This is a genomic window from Clostridium sp. ETTB3 (genome assembly GCF_053571985.1).
Genome location: NZ_CP199832.1, coordinates 2,194,607 through 2,217,946, shown reverse-complemented (window position 1 = coordinate 2,217,946; position 23,340 = coordinate 2,194,607). Strand labels below are relative to the sequence as shown.

At 25.8% G+C, this 23,340-nt stretch carries 20 protein-coding genes; 19 read left to right on the top strand and 1 reads right to left on the bottom strand.

All coding sequences use genetic code 11. The features are described 5' to 3' along the window. Positions 1-134 precede the first annotated feature (134 nt). Together ACUN06_RS10860 and ACUN06_RS10855 are read left to right on the top strand one after the other, a co-directional pair. The gene (locus tag ACUN06_RS10860; RefSeq protein WP_449389783.1) at positions 135-1,574 is read left to right on the top strand and encodes a DEAD/DEAH box helicase; all 1,440 of its coding nucleotides are present in this window, start codon (positions 135-137) and stop codon (positions 1,572-1,574) included. A gap of 236 nt (positions 1,575-1,810) precedes the next feature. Continuing rightward, positions 1,811-2,176, top strand: coding sequence for a GH36 C-terminal domain-containing protein (locus ACUN06_RS10855; protein ID WP_291735090.1), 366 nt, complete (start codon positions 1,811-1,813; stop codon positions 2,174-2,176). A 283-nt stretch (positions 2,177-2,459) separates the two neighbouring features. Here ACUN06_RS10855 and ACUN06_RS10850 read toward each other — a convergent pair whose 3' ends face one another. Beyond that, entirely contained in the window at positions 2,460-3,131 is a 672-nt protein-coding gene (locus ACUN06_RS10850; RefSeq protein WP_294162008.1) for a helix-turn-helix transcriptional regulator, read from the bottom strand. A gap of 128 nt (positions 3,132-3,259) precedes the next feature. Here ACUN06_RS10850 and ACUN06_RS10845 point away from each other — a divergent pair, with 128 nt between their 5' ends. The 17 genes from ACUN06_RS10845 (at position 3,260) to ACUN06_RS10765 (ending at position 23,162) form a co-directional block, all read left to right on the top strand. Further along, a complete protein-coding gene (locus ACUN06_RS10845; RefSeq protein WP_412345592.1) occupies positions 3,260-4,984 on the top strand; it encodes a glycoside hydrolase family 13 protein in 1,725 nt (574 codons plus the stop codon). 193 nt (positions 4,985-5,177) lie between these two features. Beyond that, positions 5,178-6,398, top strand: coding sequence for an ROK family transcriptional regulator (locus ACUN06_RS10840; RefSeq protein WP_412345593.1), 1,221 nt, complete (start codon positions 5,178-5,180; stop codon positions 6,396-6,398). A 37-nt stretch (positions 6,399-6,435) separates the two neighbouring features. Then, entirely contained in the window at positions 6,436-7,959 is a 1,524-nt protein-coding gene (gene galT / locus ACUN06_RS10835; protein ID WP_291735925.1) for a UDP-glucose--hexose-1-phosphate uridylyltransferase, read from the top strand. A 184-nt stretch (positions 7,960-8,143) separates the two neighbouring features. Next, the gene (locus ACUN06_RS10830; protein ID WP_449389782.1) at positions 8,144-8,770 is read left to right on the top strand and encodes an IS607 family transposase; all 627 of its coding nucleotides are present in this window, start codon (positions 8,144-8,146) and stop codon (positions 8,768-8,770) included. Beyond that, positions 8,748-9,881 (top strand): RNA-guided endonuclease InsQ/TnpB family protein, encoded by a 1,134-nt coding sequence (locus ACUN06_RS10825; RefSeq protein ID WP_449389781.1) that lies wholly within the window; start codon positions 8,748-8,750, stop codon positions 9,879-9,881. Before ACUN06_RS10830 ends, ACUN06_RS10825 begins: the two co-directional genes overlap by 23 nt. A 178-nt stretch (positions 9,882-10,059) precedes the next feature. Further along, positions 10,060-11,226 (top strand): galactokinase, encoded by a 1,167-nt coding sequence (locus ACUN06_RS10820; RefSeq protein WP_449389780.1) that lies wholly within the window; start codon positions 10,060-10,062, stop codon positions 11,224-11,226. A gap of 394 nt (positions 11,227-11,620) precedes the next feature. Beyond that, entirely contained in the window at positions 11,621-12,478 is an 858-nt protein-coding gene (locus ACUN06_RS10815; RefSeq protein WP_449389779.1) for an SAM hydrolase/SAM-dependent halogenase family protein, read from the top strand. 44 nt (positions 12,479-12,522) lie between these two features. Further along, positions 12,523-13,074, top strand: coding sequence for an ECF-type riboflavin transporter substrate-binding protein (locus tag ACUN06_RS10810; protein WP_449389778.1), 552 nt, complete (start codon positions 12,523-12,525; stop codon positions 13,072-13,074). Positions 13,075-13,307: 233 nt separating this feature from the next. Continuing rightward, positions 13,308-15,014, top strand: a complete 1,707-nt coding sequence (locus ACUN06_RS10805; protein WP_291732791.1) for an ABC transporter ATP-binding protein — start codon at positions 13,308-13,310, stop codon at positions 15,012-15,014. Further along, entirely contained in the window at positions 15,011-15,838 is an 828-nt protein-coding gene (locus tag ACUN06_RS10800; protein ID WP_291732794.1) for an energy-coupling factor transporter transmembrane component T family protein, read from the top strand. Before ACUN06_RS10805 ends, ACUN06_RS10800 begins: the two co-directional genes overlap by 4 nt. A gap of 147 nt (positions 15,839-15,985) precedes the next feature. Further along, positions 15,986-16,618 (top strand): PepSY domain-containing protein, encoded by a 633-nt coding sequence (locus ACUN06_RS10795; RefSeq protein ID WP_291732797.1) that lies wholly within the window; start codon positions 15,986-15,988, stop codon positions 16,616-16,618. A gap of 234 nt (positions 16,619-16,852) precedes the next feature. Then, positions 16,853-17,806 (top strand): polysaccharide deacetylase family protein, encoded by a 954-nt coding sequence (locus ACUN06_RS10790; RefSeq protein ID WP_331892569.1) that lies wholly within the window; start codon positions 16,853-16,855, stop codon positions 17,804-17,806. 107 nt (positions 17,807-17,913) lie between these two features. Beyond that, positions 17,914-18,594, top strand: a complete 681-nt coding sequence (locus ACUN06_RS10785; protein ID WP_294125267.1) for a response regulator transcription factor — start codon at positions 17,914-17,916, stop codon at positions 18,592-18,594. Further along, positions 18,587-19,987: an ATP-binding protein gene (locus ACUN06_RS10780; RefSeq protein ID WP_449389777.1), complete on the top strand. Its 1,401-nt coding sequence runs from the start codon at positions 18,587-18,589 to the stop codon at positions 19,985-19,987. Before ACUN06_RS10785 ends, ACUN06_RS10780 begins: the two co-directional genes overlap by 8 nt. 13 nt (positions 19,988-20,000) lie before the next feature. Then, positions 20,001-21,458 (top strand): hypothetical protein, encoded by a 1,458-nt coding sequence (locus ACUN06_RS10775; protein WP_449389776.1) that lies wholly within the window; start codon positions 20,001-20,003, stop codon positions 21,456-21,458. 198 nt (positions 21,459-21,656) lie between these two features. Continuing rightward, positions 21,657-21,815 (top strand): zinc-ribbon domain-containing protein, encoded by a 159-nt coding sequence (locus ACUN06_RS10770; RefSeq protein ID WP_291732806.1) that lies wholly within the window; start codon positions 21,657-21,659, stop codon positions 21,813-21,815. A gap of 225 nt (positions 21,816-22,040) precedes the next feature. Continuing rightward, positions 22,041-23,162: an LCP family protein gene (locus ACUN06_RS10765; protein WP_331892563.1), complete on the top strand. Its 1,122-nt coding sequence runs from the start codon at positions 22,041-22,043 to the stop codon at positions 23,160-23,162. Positions 23,163-23,340 lie beyond the last annotated feature (178 nt).

The window sequence follows — 23,340 nt, the reverse complement described above, 5'->3', positions numbered from 1 at the left end:
AATTATAATTAATAATTTGTTAAGCTATTTGCTATTTTTGATGTAATTAAATCAAAAGTTATTTACTTGTTGTTAATATAGGTTATACTAATTAAATGAAATATAATAAATAAATTAAAAATGAGGGAAATATATTGAACAATACATTTAAAAAATATAATTTATGTGATGAAATAATTAAAGCATTAGATGGTATAGGTTATAAACATCCATCTGATGTGCAAAGTAAGGTAATACCTGAAGTGTTAAATGGTAAAGACATTATAGTTAAATCACAAACTGGAAGTGGGAAAACTGCAGCATTTGGAATTCCATTATGTGAAAAAGTAGTTTGGGAAGAAAGTAAACCTCAAGTTTTAGTTTTAACGCCAACAAGAGAGTTAGCTATTCAAGTTAAGGAAGAATTAACTAACATAGGTAGATTTAAGAGAATAAGAGCTGTTGCAGTATTTGGTAAGCAACCATTTTCAGAGCAAACAAGAGAATTAAAACAAAAGACTCATATTGTAGCAGGAACTCCAGGAAGAGTTTTTGATCATATTGACAGAGGAACATTAGATATTTCAAATATAAGATATTTAGTAATAGATGAAGCTGATGAAATGCTTAATATGGGATTTATAGACCAAGTTAGGGATATAATTAATAAATTAAATAAAAAAAGAGAAACAATGTTATTTTCTGCAACGATTCCGGAAGAAATATTAGGATTATGTAAAATGTATATGAATAATCCTATTAATATTGAAATTAAAGCTCAAAAATTAATAACAGATAATATAACTCATGAATTATATAAATTTGAAGAATTTTACAAATTAGATAATTTAAATAAGCTTTTAATAAATGAAGTGCCAGAAACAGCAGTAATTTTTTGTAAGACTAAAGAAAATGTTGATAAGGTTTTTGAAAATTTAAATAAAAAGGGATATTCAGTAAGTAAAATTCATGGTGGAATGCTTCAAAAAGATAGGATTGAAGTTATGGAGAAATTTAAAAGAGGTAATTTTAAAATGTTAGTTTCTACAGATGTTGCAGCAAGAGGAATTGATGTAGAAGGAATTACTCATGTAATTAATTATGATTTACCAGTTGAAAAAGAAGCTTATGTACATAGAATAGGAAGAACTGGAAGAGCTGGAGCAAGGGGAAAGGCTATTTCTTTTGTTAATCAATATGAAGATAGACTTTTGGATATGATAGAAGAATACATAGGTTTTGAAATTACTGTTGAAAATGAAATTTTTGAATTAAGTAAGGATAAAAGAAATGAAGCAATACAATTTTTAAAATCAAAACCAAAAGTAAAAAAGGAAAAGTCTAAAGATATAAATAAGAATATAACTAAGCTATATTTTAATGGTGGAAAAAAGAAAAAGTTAAGAGCTGGAGACTTTGTAGGTGCAATTTCGAGAATAGAAGGAATTACTGGAGAGGATATTGGAATAATAGATGTTCAAGATAATGTTTCTTATGTAGATATTTTAAATGGAAAAGGGAATAAAGTAATAGAAGCACTTAAAAATTCAACTATTAAAGGGAAGAAGCTTAAGGTTGAAAGAGCAAGAAAGTAAGAAAATAACAAGGGGATGTCGCATTAAGAATAAATACTACAATATATTGTGTATAAAAGCTTTAGTGCGACAGCCCCTTTATTTATTTTGAAACAAATATAAAAAAATTGTACATTATTATGAAAATTAAACAATTTTTATTAAAGCGGTTGATATATTACTTAAAATGTTATATGCTATTGGTAACGTTAACATATAAATTAAGAAATTTTATAATATAAGGGGAGAGATTAATTATGGGGATAGCTGTTAGAGAGAGTAATAAAGTATTTATAAATACTGAAAAGGACGAAAGTAAAGGTAAAGTTAATGGAAAAAGGTTATATGTGATAAATGACTTTTCAGAAAATAAAGTAGCTGAGTGTATTGAAGTAATATCTAAGGATAAATTAGAAGTTGTACTTGTTTTAAAAGGTATAGACTTATGTAATATATCTAATTTTAAAAGATTAAAGTTAAGGGGTTTAAGGGAAGATGCTATTTATAAAAATATAAGAACTCAAGAAGTGTTCTTAGGGGGGGTATTAATGAACTTAGGAGTAGATATAAGCAAATTACGAGGAAATATTGAAGGAAGTATTATTTATTTAAAAGTAATTTAATTTTTATAGCTAAATTATTTAGTAATTGCATAAAAAGAAAATAATATTATAGATTTTTAAAGGTTATAAAGAGAGCTTATTAGGCTCTCTTTTTTCAATATATATATATAAATTACAAAGAAAGTTTTATAGTGAAAATTAATTGAATTTAAGGAAAATAATTATGTAATAAATTATATATAATCTTGATATAGGAGGGGGGAGGTCGCATTAAGAATAAATACTACAATATATTGTGTATAAAAGTTTTAGTGCGTCAGCCCCGTACTTGATTTTATTAAATTTAAATATAGTTTGTATTTCTAAATTGAGAAGGTGTAATTCCTTCAAATGATTTAAAGGTTCTAGAAAAATGGCTTTGATCATAAAAACCAAGTGAAATTGAAATATCAAGTAAACTTTTATTTGTGGTAAGCAATAATACTTTAGCTCTATCAATTTTGATTTTTTTTGAATATTTCATCAATGAGATACCCATGTGTTTTTTAAAACAAGCTGAGGCATATTCTGGAGTTATCCCTAAGTGATTAGATATTTTTTCAAGTGACATAAAACATTCTATATTCATGTGTAAATGTTGAAGAAGCTTGTTTACTATAAAGTTGTCCTTAACTTCAACATCACTAATTAAAAATTCTAAATAAGTTTGAGCCATTTCTAATTCTAAGGCTTGTAATGACTTTAAGTCATTTAGCATAGGTATTTTTTCATAATATTTATTATAAAGAGTATGTAAATACTTTTTTGAAATACCATGCCTTATAATTTCTCTTGAAAAAATAGCATTCCAAATATATAAATCTATTTTTTTATCTTCAAAATTTAAATTATCTTCTAATTCTCCAATATGCTTTTGTTGAATTTTATAAAGTATAGCTGGTCTATCATTAGTATCTATAAAAGATGAAAATTCATTACTAAATATACTTAAATCGGAAATAAAACTTTCATACATAAAAAAATCCCCCAATAAAAATAAAATACATTAAATATATAAATATTATATTACAAATATACAAATTAATCCAAAATTTTAAATTATAATTATTTATGTAAATGTTTAATGATAAATGAGGTGATTATATGAACAAATATGCAGTATTTCATATATTAGATACTCCATATGCCTATGGAAAAGATAAGGATACATTAATAGTAAGAGTAAGAGTTGCAAGAAATGATATAAAAAAATGTTATATTCATTATAAAGATAGGTATGATTGGGAAAATTCTTATAGGAAAAAAGAAATGGTAATAGTAGCTGAAACAGAGTTATTTACATATTATCAAGTAGAAGTTTCAGTATTTAGAAATAGATATAGGTATTATTTTGAGTTTATTGATAATAATGATGAAAGCTTTGAATATAATGAAAGAGGCTTTGTTAATAAGAACTTTAAATATAATGATATGAATTCCTTTCAATTTCCATATATAGCAGAAGAGGATTTATACGAAGAAGAAAAATGGCTTCAAGAATCAATTATATATCAAATATTTCCTGATAGATTTTGTAATGGAGACAATAGCAAAAATATAGAAGGAACACTTTCCTGGGGAAAAGGAAAAGTTAATACAAAAAGTATGTATGGAGGAGATTTAAGGGGAGTAATAGAAAAACTATCATATTTAAAAGAGTTAGGTGTGAATTTGATTTATCTTACTCCAGTTTTTAAATCAACAACTAATCATAAATATAATACAAAAGATTATTTTGATATAGATCCTCAATTTGGAACTATAAATGAAGCAAGAGAATTAGTTGAAAAAGCGCATAATAATGGTATTAAAATAATATTTGATGCTGTGTTTAATCATTCAGGTTCAGATTTTTTTGCTTTTAAGGATTTAATTAAAAATCAACAACAATCAAAATATAAGGATTGGTACTTTATAGATTCATGGCCTGTAAGTCAAGCAAAAGATAAGTATTATACTTTTGCAAATGGATGTGAAAATATGCCTAAGCTAAATACTAATAATGAAGAAGTTAAAGAGTACTTACTTAGTGTTGGAGAATATTGGATTAAAGAAATTGGAATTGATGGGTGGCGCCTTGATGTTTGTGATGAAGTTGGTCATGAGTTTTGGAGAGCATTTAGAAAAAGAATAAAAAAGGCAAATAAAAATACTATTATAATTGGAGAAATAATGCATGAAGCAAATTCATTTTTAAAAGGTGATCAATTAGATGGAATTATGAATTATCCATTTAAAAATGCAATTATAGATTTCTTTGGTAAGAATATAATTAATGCAAGAGAATTCTTAGATATAATGGCTGAAAATAGAGTTCTATATATGGATAGTATTATAAGACAAATGTGGAACTTAATTGGAAGTCATGATACAAAAAGAATTTATAATGAATGTGAAGGAAATATTAATAAAATAAAATTAGCAATTGCATACCAGTTTTTATATATAGGAGTTCCATATATTTATTATGGAGATGAGATTGGATTAGATGGAGAAGATGATCCAGATAATAGAAAGTGTATGATTTGGGATGAAGAAAATCAAAATAAGGATTTATTAAATTTTTATAAAATGATGATTAAATTAAGAAAAGAAAATAAGGAACTTATTTATGGTGATTTTGAAGAAATATATTGTAAAGATGATTTGTTAGCATTTAAAAGAGTATTAAAAGATATAAATATATTAGTTTTATTTAATAATAGTGATAAAGATGAAGCAATAGAATTAAATTTAAATTGTAATGGAACTAACTTAATTACAGGTGAAATTGAAAAAATAAATAAAGTAAAGTTAGATAAAAAATCATTTGCAGTTTTTAAATATTAAATGAAAAAGTTGATTTTAGTGTAAGGATAGGCTAAGGCTTTTCTTTACACTAAAGTAAATAAAAGATATATTTATATTGACAAATTAGAAATATATGATAAAATTTAATTAAGAAAACAATTTCATAGGTCTTAAATAAAAGAAAAAATTTTTTTGGAGACTTTATTAAAATAATTAATAAAGAAGTGGTGCAATGAATAAAGTAGTAAAAGGTAGTTTTGAACTTATGAAGCAAATGAATGTTTCAGCAGTTCTTAAGATAATTAGGGATAATGGAAGTTTATCTCGTGCAGATGTAGCAAAAATAACAGGATTAACTCCAGCAAGTGTTACTAATATAACTAAAATATTAATTGAAGATGGATATTTAGTTGAATGTAAAATAGGAGAATCAAGTGGGGGAAGGCCTCCAATAATATTAGAGTTAAATCCTAATGCCAGATATGTAATAGGAGTAGGCATAGGAGTAGGAGTAATTGATGTAGTCATAACTAATCTTTCAGCTCACATTATATTAAAAAAATCTATTGAAATAAGTGAAGAAAGATATGATTATGATTTTGTTTTTAAAAAGTTAGTTAATTTAATTAATGAAGTTATAAAAGAAAGTAATATTAATAAAGAAAAAATATTAGGTGCAGGGGTTGCATTACATGGAATAGTAAACGCTAAAACAGGAATATCAATATATTCGCCATATTATGATTGGAAGGACAAAGATATTAAAAAGGCATTAGAAAATGAATTAAATTTAAATGTTTATGTTGATAATGATGTTAGAGCAATGGCTTTAGGTGAAAGCTGGTTTGGAATTACTAAGAATATAGGAAATTTTGTAACATTAAATATATCTAATGGTATAGGTGCTGGAATCATTATAAATAGCAAGCCTTATTATGGAGTTGATTTTAGTGCTGGAGAAATAGGACATATAGTTGTAGATGGCGATGGAGAAAAGTGTAATTGTGGGAATTATGGATGTTTAGAAACAGTATCATCTAATAACAATATTACTAAAAAAACTATAAAACTTATTAAACAAGGTGCTAATAGTATATTAAAGGATATTAAAGAAGATATTAATGATTTAACTATAGATGATATATGTTATGCTGCTAAGCTAGAAGATGAACTTGCAATTTCAATAATAAAAGAAAGTTCAAGATATATAGGAATAGCAATTACTAATTTAATAAATATATTAAATCCTACAGCAATAGTAGTAGTTGGTGAAATTTTTGAAAATACATTTTATGCAATTGAAACATTAAATGAAATTGTAAAAAATAGAGGAATGAAACTTTCAAGTGAAAATGTAAAAATAATTAAAAGTATGCTAGGAAGAGATGCAGCTGTAGTTGGTGCATCAACATTAGTTATACAAGAGCTATTTAATGGTATGAAAATTAATTAATTATATGGTAATAAAATAGATAGAAATGGGTGAGATTATGAATAATATTGGATATGAAATTGAAAGACTTTTAAAATTTGCTTTAAAAAAGAATATGATTTCTAAGTGGGATGTAATTCCAACTAGAAATGCATTAATTGATTTATTAAAGCTTGAATCACCATTTGAAGGAGAAGTAGAAGAAGTATCTGAAGAAACACCAGTAAAAATATTAAATAATATTTTAGATTATGCAGTTGAGGTAGGATTGATAGAAGAAAACACAACAACATATAGGGATTTGTTTGATGCAAGAATTATGGGATTATTAATGCCTAGGGAAAGTGAAATTGTAAAGGAATTTTACAATAAATATGAAAATGAATCTAAAGAAAAAGCAACAAGTTGGTTTTATGATTTAAGCAAATCATCTAATTATATTATGACACAAAGAATAGCTAAAAATCTTTGGTGGCCAGTGCAAACTGAATATGGTGATTTGGAAATAACAATTAATTTATCTAAACCTGAAAAAGATCCAAAAGAAATTGCTAAGGCAAAATTAATGAAACAATTAACTTATCCAAAATGTTTACTTTGTAAAGAAAATGTAGGGTATGCAGGAAGGATAAATCATCCAGCAAGACAAAATCATAGAATCATACCTATGACTTTAGGAAACAAGGACTGGTTTCTTCAGTATTCTCCATATGTTTATTATAACGAACATTGTATTGTTTTTAGTGGAGAACATGAACCAATGAAATTAACTAAAAATTCAATTGAAAGATTAGTTGAGTTTACAGAAGTTTTACCACATTACTTTATAGGTTCAAATGCTGATTTACCAATAGTTGGGGGATCTATATTAACACATGATCATTATCAGGGTGGAAGACATGAATTTCCAATGGAAAAAGCTAAGGTTGAAAAATATTACGAAAGTAGTAAGTATAAAAATCTTGAAATTGGAATTGTTAAATGGCCTATGTCAGTAGTGAGGATAAAGGGAAAGGATAAAAATGAAGTTATAAATGCTACTATGGATATGTTTGAAGCATGGAAAAAATATTCAGATGAAGAAAATGAAATATTAGCATTTACAGGAGATACTCCTCATAATACAGTTACACCAATAGCAAGAAGAAAAGGTGAAGCTTTTGAAATAGATATTGTTTTAAGAAATAATAGAGCTTCAGAAGAGCATCCAGATGGAATATTCCATCCACATAAGGAACTTCATCATATAAAGAAAGAAAATATAGGATTAATTGAAGTTATGGGACTAGCTGTTTTACCAGGTAGATTAGAAAAAGAACTAGATATTATAGCAAATATTTTATGTGGTGAAATATCATACAACAGGGAAAAGGCACAAAATAATGAAGAAATTAATAAGCACATTCCATGGATAGAAAAAATGTTAAGTGAAAACTTATCATTAAATTACTTAGAAGCAAAAGAATTAATAAAAAAAGAAGTTGGAATTATATTTTCAAGGGTATTAGAAGATGCCGGGGTATTTAAAAGAAATGAAAAAGGACAAGAAGGATTTAATAAGTTCTTAAATAAAGTAATATAGTGGAAAGTGGCAAGTGATAAGTGACAAGTTAATATATTTTTGTAAATTCAGTCTAAGCTGAATTTGCACCAAAACTACAAACTAAAAAAAGAGGTGTGAACTGTTAAAATAAATCTATAAATATATATAAAAATATATTTTTATTTTATAGAGATAGTTGTATAATATTATTGAGGTGATAAACATGAAATATTACTCAATAGGAGAATTTGCAACTAAAATAGGAAAAACTGTTCAAACTCTTAGAAATTGGGATAAGAATGGAACTTTAAAACCATCACATGTAACAAATGGTGGTACAAGATATTATTCACAAGAGCAACTTAATCACTTCTTAGGTTTAAAATCAGAAGTGCAACTAAATAAAAAGACTATAGGCTATTGTAGAGTTAGTTCCCATAAACAAAAAGATGACCTTGAAAGACAAATAGAAAATGTTAAAACATATATGTATGCTAAGGGATATCAATTTGAAATTATAACCGATATAGGAAGTGGAATTAATTATAACAAAAAGGGCTTAAATCAGCTAATAGATATGATTACTAATTCAGAAGTTGATAAAATAGTAATTCTTTATAAAGATAGATTAATTAGGTTTGGATATGAATTAATAGAAAATCTATGCAATAAGTATGGAACTATTATTGAAATTATTGACAATACTGAAAAATCAGAAGAACAAGAATTAGTTGAGGATTTAATTCAAATAGTTACAGTATTTAGTTATAGACTTCAAGGGAAAAGAGTAAATAAAGCTAAGAAGATGATTAAGGAGTTGTTAGAAGATGATACTTGCGAAAAAAGTTAGATTATATCCAACAGAAATCCAAGAACAAAAGTTATGGCAATCAGTTGGGACTGCAAGATTTATTTATAACTGGACAATTGCAAGACAAGAAGAGAATTATAAGAATGGTGGTAAGTTTATTCCAGATAATGACCTTAGAAAAGAAATAACCCAATTAAAGGAAACTGATTTACAATGGTTATCAGAAGTTTCAAATAATGTAGCAAAACAGGCTGTTAAAGATGCTTGTGATAGTTATAAAAGATTCTTTAAGGGGTTAGCTGATAAGCCGAGATTTAAAAGTAGAAGAAAGTCTAAACCATCATTTTATAATGATAATGGTAAATTAAAAGTTAAAGATAATGCAGTAAATATTGAAAAAGTAGGTTGGGTAAATATTAAACCTTATTCAATACCTTTGGATACTAAATATTCAAATCCACGTATAAGTTTTGACGGAAAGTATTGGTATATATCAGTAGGAATTGAAAGAGAATTACCAAAGGTAAAACTTACTGATAAAAGCATAGGAATTGATGTTGGGGTGAAAGATTTAGCAATTTGCAGCAATGGAATGACTTTTAAAAACATTAATAAAACAAAAGAAGTTAAAAGGCTTAAAAAAGTCTTAAAGAGAAAACAAAGAAAAGTTAGTCGTAAATATGATATAAATAAAATAAAGAAAGGTGGTGAAAACCGTTGTCAATTTAAAAAAACTAACAATATTATAAAACTTGAAAAAGAAATAAGATTACTTCATAGAAGATTAACAAACATAAGAAGTAATCATATCCATCAAGCAACGAATAAGATAGTGAAAACCAAGCCATCAAGAGTTGTTATGGAAACACTTAACATTAAAGGAATGATGAAAAATCGTCATTTATCAAAAGCTATTGCAGAGCAATGTTTATATGAATTTAAAAGACAAATTCAATATAAATGTAAAAAATACGGAATAGAATTTGTAGAAGCTGATAAGTGGTTTCCATCAAGTAAAACTTGTAGTTGTTGTGGAGCTATTAAGAAAGATTTAAAGCTTAAAGACAGAGTTTATCAATGTTCATGTGGACTAAAGATAGATAGAGATTTAAATGCGAGTATTAATCTTTCAAGATATAAATTAGCATAGCATCACTTAAAAGATAATGCTAATGTGTACCATTCGTTGTATGGGAATTTAAGCCCTCGGATTGTTATATCAAATGAGAGTAGCTTATAAGTTTATTTATAGCGAAATTAGACAGGTTGAACAGGGAATTAAACAAGATTTATATATTTTTATATATTTTTGGCAACGGTAGATTGATATGAATAGAGAAGAAATGATAAAGTTATTTAAAAATGAATATGGTGAAGATAATAGAGAAATAAAAACTTTTTTATCTCCAGGAAGAGTTAATTTAATTGGAGAGCATATAGATTATAATGGTGGGTTTGTATTTCCAGGTGCACTTACTGTGGGTATTTTTGCTGCAATAGCATTGAGAGATGATAGTAAGATAAGAATGAGGTCTAAAAATGTTGCAGGTGAAGTTGTAATAAATTTAGATGAGGAATTAAAATATAAGAAAGAAGATGATTGGGGTAATTATCCTAAAGGAGTTATTAAAGCACTTAAGGATTTAGGTTGTGAAGTACAAGGTATGGATATTGTTTTATATAGTAATATTCCAGATGGAGCTGGACTTTCATCTTCAGCAGCATTAGAAGTGTTAATGGCATATATTATATTGTATTTAGAAAATCCAGAACAAATTGATAGAGTTGAAATAGCTAAGCTTTGTCAAAGGGTAGAAAATGAATTTGTTGGTGTTAATTGTGGAATAATGGATCAATTTGCAGTTGCAATAGGAAAGAAGGATAAGGCAATACTTTTAGATTGTGCATCACTTTATTATGAATATGCTCCATTAAATTTAGGAGAATATAGTTTAGTAATAATGAGCACAAATAAAAGAAGAGAGCTTGCAGATTCAAAATACAATGAAAGAAGAGCTGAGTGTGAAAAAGCACTTGAAATTATAAATAATAATAAAGAAGAAAAGTTAGAAAACTTATGCCAAGCAACTTTAAAAGAGGTGGAAAACTTTATTACTGATGAAACAATAAAAAAAAGAGCAAAACATGTAATTACTGAAAATGAAAGAGTTAAAAAGAGCATAGAAATGCTTAGGAATAATGATATATTAGGCTTTGGAAAGCTTTTAACAGCATCACATATGTCTCTTGAAAATGATTATGAAGTTACAGGACTGCATCTTGATACTTTAGTTCATGAAGCATTAAAAATTGAAGGGTGCATAGGTGCTAGAATGACAGGTGCTGGTTTTGGAGGATGTGCAATTGCTTTAGTAAATAATTCTAAGATAGATGAATTTAAAGAAAAAGTATCATGTGCATATGAAGATGTTACAAAAATTAAACCATCATTTTATACAAGTAATATTGGTGAAGGGACACATGTTATTAATTAATAAAATATAAATATATAAAATAAAAACTCAGTGGTTTTGAACAATCTATGTCAAGGTGAAATGGAGTTGTTCATTTTATTAACTACTGAGTTTTTATATTAAATAATAAAATTATTTTATAAGCTTGAATTGTATTACTACTTAAATAAAACTTTAAAATAAGAAAATTTTTAATATTTACATGAAATATTTTCCGAAGGAGAGTTAACTAGATAAGAGATAAAAATATTGACTATAAATTAATAAAAAAGTATAATTAATAAGTATTGCTTGAAAGAATAAAAAAGAATAATATTCGTATAAAAACGAACGAAAAAAAAGTTGACTTAAATAAAGTTCGTATTTATACTAAAGTTGTAATTAAATTCGACAAAATTTTTGGAGGCTTATATTTATGAAAAATGCTTTAGTATTTCAATCAGATTTTGGTATTGCAGATGGGGCAGTTAGTGCTATGTATGGAGTTGCATATTCTGTAGATAAGACATTACAGTTATTTGATTTAACTCATGAAATACCACAATATAATATTTGGGAAGCATCATACAGGTTAATACAAACAGTAGTTTATTGGCCAAAAGAAAGTGTATTTGTTTCTGTAGTAGATCCAGGTGTTGGTTCACATAGAAAAAGTATAGGAGTTAAAACTTCAACTGGACAATATATAATAACACCGGATAATGGAACATTAACTCATATTAAGCGTATGTGTGGAATTGTAGAGGCAAGAGAAATAGATGAAACTATAAATAGATTACCTAATTCAGGTGCATCATATACATTCCATGGAAGAGATATATATGCTTATACAGGAGCAAGACTTGCTTCAGGAGTTATTAATTTTGAACAAGTAGGACCAGAAATTCCAGTTGAAGAAATAGTTGAATTACCAGTAGTTGAATCAACTAAAGAAAATGATATAGTAACTGGAACAATTGATGTTTTAGATGTTAGATTTGGAAGCCTTTGGACTAATATAGGCAGAGAATTATTTGTTAGTTTAGGAATAAGTTATGGCGATAGAGTAGAAGTTTCAATAAAAAATGATACAAGAGAAGTATACAGAAATATAATGATATATGCAAAATCATTTGCAGATGTTCATGTTGGAGAAACTTTAGTATATGTTAATTCATTAGATAATTTAGCAGTTGCTATAAATCAAGGCTCTTTCTCAAAAGCATATAATATACAGACAGGAACTAATTGGATAATTTCTATAAGAAAAGCTCCAAGAGTAGTTTATGAATAAAATTTTAAATATCATACAGTATATTTAGGAGGAGGAAACACAATATGGGGAATAAGCTATCAATTAAAACAATTGTAGCTATAGGTATTGGTGCAGCAGTATTTATGATATTAGGTCGTTTTGGATCTATACCATCAGGAATACCAAATACTAATATTGAAACATGTTATGCATTTTTAGCATTGATGGCAGTTTTATATGGACCAATTGCAGGTGTTGCTATTGGGTTTATAGGACATTTATTAAAAGACTTAGTGTTTTTTGGATCACCATGGTTTAGCTGGGTTATTGCATCAGCTGTTGTAGGCCTTATTATAGGTTTATCATGGAAGAAATTAAAAGTTAATGAAGGTAACTTTGGTAAAAAAGAAATGATAATATTTAATATTTACCAAGTTGTAGCAAATGCAATAGCATGGCTTTTAATAGCACCTACATTAGATATAGTTATATATGCAGAACCAGCAAATAAGGTTTATTTACAAGGTGCTGTAGCTGGAACTTCAAATGCAATTACAGTTGGAGTATTAGGTACTATATTATTATATACTTATTCTAAGACTAGAGTTAAGAAGGGAAGCTTAGATAGAGAATAATATCTATTAAAAATACCGGAGTATTTATGTCTCTGGTATTTTTAATAGTATTTAAAATAAAAGTTGTTTCAGAATATACATATGATTAAAAATATAGTATTATCTTTAATGTAGATTATTACTTAATTTTGTTATGAATGAAATTTTAATAAATAAATTATAAAATGTTGTATATTATAGAATTAAATAATAATTAATAGATTTCACTATACATAAAAACGAGGAGATTTGCTATGAAAAAACCTGTAATTGAGTTCGTGGATTTTTCTTTTCAATACAGAGCTCAAGCAAAGCCAACATTAAAAAATATAAATTTAACTATATATGAAGGAGAAAAGGTGCTTATAGTAGGACCATCAGGGTCAGGTAAAAGCACTCTTTCTAATTGTATAAATGGGTTAGTACCTTTTTCTAATGAAGGAGAAATTTCAGGAAGTTTAAAAGTTAAAGGAAAAGAAACTAAAGAAATGAGTATATTTGAATTATCAAATTCAGTAGGTACTGTACTTCAAGACCCAGATGGACAGTTTATAGGATTAACAGTTGGAGAAGATATAGCTTTTAAATTAGAAAATGATTGTGTATCTCAAGAAGAAATGAAAGAAAAAGTTAAAATAGTTTCAGAAATAGTGGGAATAGATACTCATTTAAATTCTGCACCATATAGTTTATCAGGGGGACAAAAACAACGTGTTACATTAGCAGGTGTAATGGTTGGTGATGTAGATATTTTATTATTTGATGAACCACTTGCAAGCTTAGATCCTGCAACAGGAAAAAGTGCAATTGAATTAATTGATGATATTCAAAAGAAGACAAAGAAAACTATTTTAATTATAGAGCATAGATTAGAAGATGTATTACACTGCTCAGTTGATAGAATAATAGTTGTAAATGAAGGAAAAATAGCTGCAGATATAACACCAGAACAATTATTAAGTTCTAACTTATTAGTGGAAACTGGAATACGTGAGCCATTATATATTACAGCATTAAAATATGCAGGATGTACAATTACTCCAGATATGCATCCAGAGCATATTGATACTTTAAATATAGATAAATGTAGAGAAAATTTAAAGAAGTGGTATGAAGGTGTACCTGAAGATAATGCTGCTAAAACTGAAAATACTATTTTAGAAATGAAAGATGTAAAGTTTTCTTATGAAAGTGGAAAAGAAATTTTACATGGTGTTTCTTTTAAAGTTAACAAGGGTGAAATGGTTAGTATTGTAGGAAGAAATGGTGCTGGTAAATCTACTATTTCTAAGCTTATATGTGGTTTTTATAAACCAACTGAAGGACAAATATTATTTGAAGGCAGAGATTTAATTAATGATACTATTAAAGAGCGTGCAGAAAAGATAGGTATTGTTATGCAAAATCCAAATCAAATGATTTCAAAAACAATGATTTTTGATGAAGTAGCTTTAGGACTTAAAGTTAGGGGCGTTTCAGAAGAGGAAATTAAAAATAGAGTATTTGAAACATTAAAAGTTTGTGGATTATATGAATTCCGTAATTGGCCAATTTCTGCTTTAAGTTTTGGACAAAAGAAACGTGTTACAATTGCATCTATATTAGTATTAAATCCGGAAGTTATTATTTTAGATGAACCTACAGCTGGTCAAGATTTTAAACATTACACAGAAATTATGGAATTCTTAAAGGAATTAAATAAAAAAGGTGTAACTATTGTAATGATAACTCATGATATGCATTTAATGCTTGAATATACAAATAGAGCAATTGTATTATCTAATGGGTTAAAGTTAGCTGATGATATAGCAGCTAATGTACTTACAGATAAAGAAGTAATTATTAATGCAAATTTAAAAGAAACATCTTTATATGAATTAGCTGTAAAAGCTAACTTAGAAAACCCTAGGATGTTTGTTAAAAAGTTTATTGATTATGATAGGAGGGTTAGGGAAATATGAGTACGATGATTGGATATTCAGATATAGATTCACCGATTCATAAGCTAACAGGAGCATCGAAGTTAATTGCATTAATAATATGGGCAGTAGCTTCTATGATTACATATGATACTCGTGTACTTTTAGGAATGTTTGTTATAAGTATAATTGTATTTAAAATTTCAAAGGTGAAATTTAAACAAGTTTCATTTGTTTTATATTTTATATTAATATTTTTACTATTAAATAATATTGCTATTTTTATATTTTCACCATATGAGGGTGTTCAAATATATGGAAGTAGAAATGATTTATTTAAGATTGCAGGGCCATATACAATAACAGCACAACAATTATTTTATCAGTTTAATATAACATTAAAATATTTTTCTATAATACCAATGGCATTATTATTTATGATTGCAACTAATCCAAGTGAATTTGCAGCATCATTAAATAAAATAGGAGTAAGTTATAAAATAGCATATTCAGTTTCTATAGCATTAAGATATATACCAGATGTACAAAGAGATTATCAAGATATATCATTTGCACAACAAGCTAGAGGAATTGATATGTCTAAAAAGGAAAAGCTTACAAAAAGAATTAAAAATTCAGCGTCAATATTAATGCCATTAATATTTTCTAGTTTAGATAGAATAGAAGCTATAAGCTCAGCTATGGAGTTAAGAGCATTTGGAAGCAATAAAAAACGTACATGGTATAATGGAAGACCATTTAAGTTAGGAGATTACATAACTATTTTAGTAGTTAGTATTATATTAATAATAGCTATTATGGCAACCATAAGTAATGGTGGACGTTTTTATAATCCGTTTATTTAAAAAATAAATTGGGGTGTCGCACTAAAATTTTTATACATAATATATTGTTTTGAAAAATAAAAATCAACACAATATATTGCAGTATTTATTATTAATGCGACACCCCAATTTTTTATATAATATACAAACAAAGGAGAAAATAATAAAATGAAAAAATTATTAATAATATCAAGTATCATAGTAGCAACTACAAGCTTTATGGCTTGTGGGAAAGTTACAAATAATAATAGCAGTACTTTAATTCCTAATAATAGTACAGCTGCTAATCAAAATAATAATACAGCTACTAATCAAAATAATATTATAGCTAATAATGCAAGCAATAGTACTGTAAATAGCAATAATAAAATAACAATAGAAGAAGCAAAAAGCATAGCATTAAAACATTCTAACTTAGATGAAAGTCAGGTTTCATTTATGAAAGCTAAATATGATTTTGATAATGGTATAGAAAAGTATGAAATAGAATTTTATAGTAATAACAATAAATATGAATATGAAATAAATGCAAAAACAGGAGATATTATAAGCTATGACTATGATATTGAAAAACATTTAACATCTCAACAAATAAATGATAAAATAACAATAGAAGAAGCAAAAAGCATAGCATTAAAACATTCTAACTTAGATGAAAGTCAGGTTTCATTTACGAAAGCTAAATATGAATTTGATGATGGAATAGGGAAGTATGAAATAGAATTTTATTATAACTTTAAAGAATATGAGTATGAAATAAATGCATCTAATGGTGAAATCATTAAATATAAAATGGATTAAATTGGTTTTGGGGAAAATATATAAATAATAACTATAAGGTAGATAATATATAACGTTATTTATCTTATTTTTTTTATAGAAAATTTATTAAAATAGTCTTTAATAAGTTTATTGTAAATATAATTATAAATGAATAAAAATATATATTATGTAACTGTTTTGTAACTTAAAAGCAGTTATATATAATTATAATATAGGTATAAATTATAGTAAAAGGTATAGGGGGATTTAAAGTTGAGGAAGTTAAAAAGAAAAAATAAAAAAAATTCTAAGGTAGAAAAGATACTTATTAGTATTATATCTGTTTTAATAGTTATATTAATTGGGGTAATTGCTTTAAATATAAATAAAGGAAGGACTTCAGAAGTAAGTGTTAATCAAAATCAAAAGGAAGATAATAATGAAATAAAAAGCAATATTAATGAAGAAAAAAGTAATGAAAAAGAAAGTGATAATGAACAAGAAACTGATAGTGTAATATATACTAGTTATGAAAATGATATAAATGCAGATAATGCTAGAGATATAGAAAATATGCTAAATAAGTGGAGTTATTTAAGGGAAGATGGAAAAAAGATTGCATATCTTACATTTGATGATGGCCCATCTGTTGAAACAACGCCTAAAATATTAGAAACGCTTAGAAAGAATAATATTAAAGCTACATTTTTTGTATTAGGAAGCAATGTTGAAAAAAGTGATACTCAAAAAGAGTTATTAAAAGAAATGGTAAAAGAAGGCCATGCAATAGGAAATCATGGTTATTGTCATGATTATAGTATATTATATCCAGGAAGAGTTGCAGATACTACAGTATTTATAAATGATATGGAAAAGTCAGAAAATGTTATGAAATCAGTTTTGGGAGATAGCTTTAGTACAAAGGTAATTAGATTTCCAGGTGGGCATATGTCATGGAAAACAGGAGATTTGGATAAGGTTCTTGAACAAGATGGATATACTTATATAGATTGGAATGTATTAAATGGAGATGCTGAAAGTAATGGAAGAACTGTGGAACAGTTAATTAATAGGTTAAAAGAAACAGTGGCTGATTTAGCAGGAAATGATGATGTATTAGTTATTTTAATGCATGATACAGATGCAAAAGTAACAACAGCAGAATCTTTACAACAAAGTATTGATTATTTAAAATCATTAGGTTATGAATTTAGAACATTAAAATAATGAGTGTAAATGCTGGGTAAATACAATATTTATCCAGTATTTTATTTGTATAAATTTGAAATTATAAATAAAGTATAATAATTAATTTGGAAGTTTGAGGACTAGTAATGAAGAAGATACTAATAATTGAAGATGAAGAAAGTATAAGAGGATTTTTAAAAATAAATTTAAAAAGAAATGGATATGAAGTAATTGAGGCTGATAATGGTGAGTTAGGGGTAAAATTAGCTTTAAAGGAAAAACCAGCAATTATAATATTAGATGTTATGTTACCAGGAATAGATGGATTTAAGGTTTGTAAAATTATTAGAAATGAAGATGAAAAAGTTGGAATAATTATGCTTACAGCTAAAAGTCAAGATTTAGATAAAATAATGGGATTAGAATATGGAGCTGATGATTATATTATAAAGCCATTTAATCCAATGGAACTTTTATTAAGGATAAAAGCATTATTAAGAAGAATTAGTGATTATGAAGAAAAGAAAGGTATAATTCAAGGCAAATTTAAATTAGATATTTATGCAAAAAGGATATTTAAAAATAATAAAGAAATAGATTTAACACCTAAAGAGTATTCAATAATAAAGCTATTTATTGAAAATCCTAATAAAGCATTTTCTAGGGATGAATTAATGGATTTAGTTTGGGGGGAAGATTATATTGGTGATCCTAAAATTGTTGATGTTAATATAAGAAGATTAAGAAGCAAAATAGAATGTTCGTCATTAAATGAAAAATTTATTGAAACAATATGGGGATTTGGATATAGATGGAGAGATGATTAAATTGAAGAGTATAAGGAGTAAGCTATTAAAAAACTTTCTAATAGTAATAATATCAACTATCACTATATTAGATATACTTACAATTTTATGTCTTAAAGGATATTACTATAAAAGTGCTCAAAATTCGTTAATTAATGAATTAGAATCTTCTATTAATTTTTATCAAAAATATTTTTCGAATAAAAAATTAATGGAAAATATATATGATAATGCTGATGTTTTATGGAATGCTAAAGAAGAACAAATAGAAGTTTTAGATTCAAATGGAAACTTATTAATGGATTCTTATGGAATACGTGATAATAAACTTTTAAGTACTCCAGATATAATAAAAGCTAAAAATGGGGAAATAGGAGTTTGGAGTGGATATATAGATTCTTATAATGAAAAAGTAATGGTAATTTCAAAAGGAGTTAACTCAAAAATTGATGAAAATGAGATGATTGGAATTATAAGAATTATATTTTCATTACAAGAAGTACATAAAGTATTAGATTCATTTGCTATTTTAATATTATTTGTATCTCTTATTGTTATAGTATTAGGAATAATAATGAGTTTAATTGTAGCTATGGATATAGTAAATCCAATAAAAAATATAACCAGAGTAGCAAAGGAAATGGCTGATGGAAATTTAGAAATAAGAAGCAATTTTACAGATAATATTGAAATAGCTCAATTGTCAAATACATTAAATTATATGGGAAGTGAAATTGAAAAGCGTGAAAAGTTAAAAAATGAATTTATTTCTTCGGTTTCACATGAATTAAGAACACCATTAACTGCTATTAAGGGATGGGCAATAACATTAAAGTATGATTACAGTGATACTGATACCCTTGAACTTGGTCTTAATATTATAGAAAAGGAAAGTGAACGGTTAGCACAAATGGTAGAAGAATTATTAGATTTTTCTAAATTAATAAATGGAGTAATAACTTTAAATAAAAATAAATGTGATATAAAAGTTTTACTTGAATTTATTGAAAACAACTGGAAGATAAGGGCTATTGAAGAAGGAAAAAAGTTTACTGTTAATATCCAAGGGGATATTGGAGTTGGAATATTTGATGAAAATAGGTTGAAGCAAGTATTAAATAATGTTATAGATAATTCATTTAAGTTTACTGAAAAAAATGGAAGAATAAATATTAGTGCAAATAGAAATGAAAATATTTTAAAATTGATAATTGAGGATAATGGAGTTGGTATTAAAAAAGAGGATTTACCAAGAGTTAAAGATAAATTTTATAAAGGTAAAAATAGTAAATCTAAAAATGGAATTGGGTTATCAATTTCAGATGAAATAATTATGCTTCATGGTGGTAGTTTTGAAATTTTTAGTAAGGAAAATGAAGGAACAAAAGTAATAATTGAAATTCCTTTAGTATAAGAAAGGAAATAAGATGAAGTTTAAAATAAAATTTATAATAATTAGTTTAATATTTACATCAATGTTTATAAGTTGTGAAAAAGAGAAAGTGGATGTAATGAGTACTTTTAATTTTACTGGAGTTTGGAAGGTTAATTCAGTGGAAATATTAAGTGATGATATTGATAATGGAAATATTAATAATATCATAAATAAAGAAATAAAATTAGGAAATAATGAATTAAAAATATTTGATAACAAAAAGCAAAAAATAAATTATAAATTAAGAGCTGTTAAAAGCGATTATACATTATCTTATGAAAAAAAATTAACTATGGATAAGTATATGGATGGAAGAGAAACAGTAGATTTAATATCAATAAGGGATAACAACAAAATAATAGGTGAATTTTTTTTAAATTCAAATGATGAAATGATTTTTATATATGATGTATATTTATTAAAGTTAATTAGGGTTTCAAATGATGTTGTATTTGAAAATGATGATAATGAAGAAAAAGAAGATGAATTTAATAATTATTATGACTTTTCAGAGGGAGTTATGATAGGACTTAAAACTCCTAGGGAAGAAAATGATGATGGTACTTATAGCATTGAAAAATATAGAACACTTTGGGTATCATATAATAATTATAAGTTAGGATATATATATGCAAAAGATAATATAATTTTTCCAAGATTGACCGGGATATGGAAGTTAAGTGTTTATCAAGATAGTAGCAATGGTTTTAATAGTGATGAATTTCAAGTTTCTTTATATGATGAAAATCATAAAAAAGAGAAAAGTATAAAGGATGAAAATACTACTAATATATATAAAAGCATACTTTTTGTTGGAAATGATTATATAGCAATAAAAGAATATATAGGAAATGAATTTAAGGGAAATTATCCAATATATAAGATATTGCCAGTAAGTAATGTGAATATAGATAATGGATTACAAATAAATGAAGTATTTAATGAAAGTGAAAAAATAAAGTATATTAATGAATTAAAAAATAAAATAAATAGTTTATCCATAGAAGAAAAAGAAGGATTAAATATTGAAAATATTGATTATAACAATATAGCTATTAAGAGGGAATTAGGAAAATGGAGATTTGTAAGTAAGATATTACCTAAGAATATGAATGAAGAAGGAGAAGAGGTTAATTTAGATATACTACCGGATAAAAGGTTTATCAATTATAATTTAATGTATATTTCATGGAAAGATTTAAAAAATGAACTTGGAATATTTAAAGATGTTTTTATATCACCTTTATATAAAATTGCATTAATTCAATTTAATGAATATATATCAATTTATAAAATAGAAGATGGTAATATTATTGCAGAACCTTTAGAAATGATACCTATTAATGAAAATGAAGAAATTGTAATGGCAGAATGGTGTAGTGGAAAATATGTAGAGCAATGGGAGAAAGTTTTTATTGATGGAGAGGTAATCTTAGATAATAATTATTAATATAAAAGTAGCAAAAAAAGATTAAAATGTATAATTTTACTTTGTGGGTATTGAAAATAAAAATATTTATGTTATAATAAATAAGAAGTCAAATTTTGACGATTAAAAGATTTAAAGTAGATTAATAAAATTTCTTCTTATTTTTAAGAGATATATTATTAAACCATGATAAATCTTAAGAAAATGGAGGAATTTATAATGGCAGATAAGACTATCGTATGCAGAGATTGCGAAAAAGAATTTTTATTCACAGAAGGTGAACAAGCATTCTACAAAGAAAAAGGATTCGATAACGAACCAGTAAGATGTGCTGATTGCAGAAGAGCAAGAAAAGCTCAACAAAACAACAGAAAGTAATTAATTTTTTAAAACTGTAAGAATTTTTCTTACAGTTTTTTTTGTATATAAATGATTATTGAATCATTGGAATTATATATAAATTTTTAAATTTTATTTTAGTATAATATTTTAAAAAATAAGGAAAAATAAAAAATAACAAAATAACAAATATTTAACAAAATTAGTGGAAAATATGGTAAAATGTATAAAGTAAATATAGTTTAATAATAGGGGGCAGAATAGGTGAATAAAAATAAGGAAAAAAGGAGTAAGAAAAAGTCTTTAAAAAAGAGAAGTATAATTTTTTCTATTTCAACTTTATTAATATTATGTGTAATTGGTACATGTGTAGGCTATTATATATATGTAAGAAATAAGATATATACTAAAAATGAAAATATTCAATTCCAAACAATAGAATATGAAAATAAAAAAAAGGATGATGATGAAGTTAATTATAAAGAAGTTAATGGAATTACAAATGTATTATTAGTTGGTACAGATGGAAGAGAGGTAGATGAAAGAGCAAGAGCAGATTCTATTATAATTGCAACATTGGATAATAATAATAAAGAAGTAAGATTAACATCCCTATTTAGAGATACTTTAGTTAATATTGATGGTCATGGGGCACAAAAGTTAAATGCAGCAATGGCATTTGGAGGAATAGATTTATTAAGAGATACTATACAAGAAACATATAAGATAAGTATTGATAAGTATGTAATAATAAATTTCTGGGGATTTGAAGCTATAATTGATCAAATTGGTGGAGTTGAAGTAGATGTAAAGGATTATCAGTTAAACGAATTAAATAAATATATAGGTGAATCTACAGGCGGTAATGATTATCCTGTCACAAAATCAGGATTACAATTATTAAATGGAAAACAAGCGTTATCTTATGCAAGAATAAGAAAAGGCGTAGGTGATGAATTTGAAAGAACAGAAAGACAAAGGGAAGTATTATTTAAAGTTGCAGAAAAACTAAGAGAGACAAAGCCAACAAAATATTTTGGTATTTTAAATAGTATGTTAGATAATATAAGCACAAATATAGAACCATTAGATGCATTAAATATGGCTTATACAATTTATAAATTTCCTAGTTTAGAAACAAAGCAAATACACATACCTCTTACAGAATTATCAGATGATATGGATTATGGTGGAGAAGCAGGTTGGGTATTTATAATGGATAAGGAACAAAATACAAAGGTTTTATATGACTTTATATTTAATGATATAGAACCAGATGAAAGTACTTTTGACTATGATGCTCTAAGAGAATCACTTTCAAAGTATAAAACTGGAGAATGGAAAAATGATTATAAAAATATCACAAGTAAAGGTGAAAATGATTAAGAAAATAGTGATATATTAGATTAAATAAGATAAAGTTATTTGCAGTTAAATTTTTATTGCAAATAACTTTATATATAAAATAAAGAATTTATTGTAGATAAAAATATAAAGATAGTATAAAATTAATATATCACAAGGAAACGTTTCCGAAAATTAGGTGATTAATTTAGATAAAAGA

Excerpts from the sequence above, each read along its gene's own strand:
- ACUN06_RS10855 (WP_291735090.1), top strand. The coding sequence starts at position 1,811 with ATGGGGATAGCTGTTAGAGAGAGTAATAAAGTATTTATAAATACTGAA.
- ACUN06_RS10850 (WP_294162008.1), bottom strand. The coding sequence starts at position 3,131 with ATGTATGAAAGTTTTATTTCCGATTTAAGTATATTTAGTAATGAATTT.
- ACUN06_RS10845 (WP_412345592.1), top strand. The coding sequence starts at position 3,260 with ATGAACAAATATGCAGTATTTCATATATTAGATACTCCATATGCCTAT.
- ACUN06_RS10840 (WP_412345593.1), top strand. The coding sequence starts at position 5,178 with ATGAATAAAGTAGTAAAAGGTAGTTTTGAACTTATGAAGCAAATGAAT.
- galT (WP_291735925.1), top strand. The coding sequence starts at position 6,436 with ATGAATAATATTGGATATGAAATTGAAAGACTTTTAAAATTTGCTTTA.
- ACUN06_RS10830 (WP_449389782.1), top strand. The coding sequence starts at position 8,144 with ATGAAATATTACTCAATAGGAGAATTTGCAACTAAAATAGGAAAAACT.
- ACUN06_RS10825 (WP_449389781.1), top strand. The coding sequence starts at position 8,748 with ATGATACTTGCGAAAAAAGTTAGATTATATCCAACAGAAATCCAAGAA.
- ACUN06_RS10820 (WP_449389780.1), top strand. The coding sequence starts at position 10,060 with ATGAATAGAGAAGAAATGATAAAGTTATTTAAAAATGAATATGGTGAA.
- ACUN06_RS10815 (WP_449389779.1), top strand. The coding sequence starts at position 11,621 with ATGAAAAATGCTTTAGTATTTCAATCAGATTTTGGTATTGCAGATGGG.
- ACUN06_RS10810 (WP_449389778.1), top strand. The coding sequence starts at position 12,523 with ATGGGGAATAAGCTATCAATTAAAACAATTGTAGCTATAGGTATTGGT.
- ACUN06_RS10805 (WP_291732791.1), top strand. The coding sequence starts at position 13,308 with ATGAAAAAACCTGTAATTGAGTTCGTGGATTTTTCTTTTCAATACAGA.
- ACUN06_RS10800 (WP_291732794.1), top strand. The coding sequence starts at position 15,011 with ATGAGTACGATGATTGGATATTCAGATATAGATTCACCGATTCATAAG.
- ACUN06_RS10795 (WP_291732797.1), top strand. The coding sequence starts at position 15,986 with ATGAAAAAATTATTAATAATATCAAGTATCATAGTAGCAACTACAAGC.
- ACUN06_RS10785 (WP_294125267.1), top strand. The coding sequence starts at position 17,914 with ATGAAGAAGATACTAATAATTGAAGATGAAGAAAGTATAAGAGGATTT.
- ACUN06_RS10780 (WP_449389777.1), top strand. The coding sequence starts at position 18,587 with ATGATTAAATTGAAGAGTATAAGGAGTAAGCTATTAAAAAACTTTCTA.
- ACUN06_RS10775 (WP_449389776.1), top strand. The coding sequence starts at position 20,001 with ATGAAGTTTAAAATAAAATTTATAATAATTAGTTTAATATTTACATCA.
- ACUN06_RS10770 (WP_291732806.1), top strand. The coding sequence starts at position 21,657 with ATGGCAGATAAGACTATCGTATGCAGAGATTGCGAAAAAGAATTTTTA.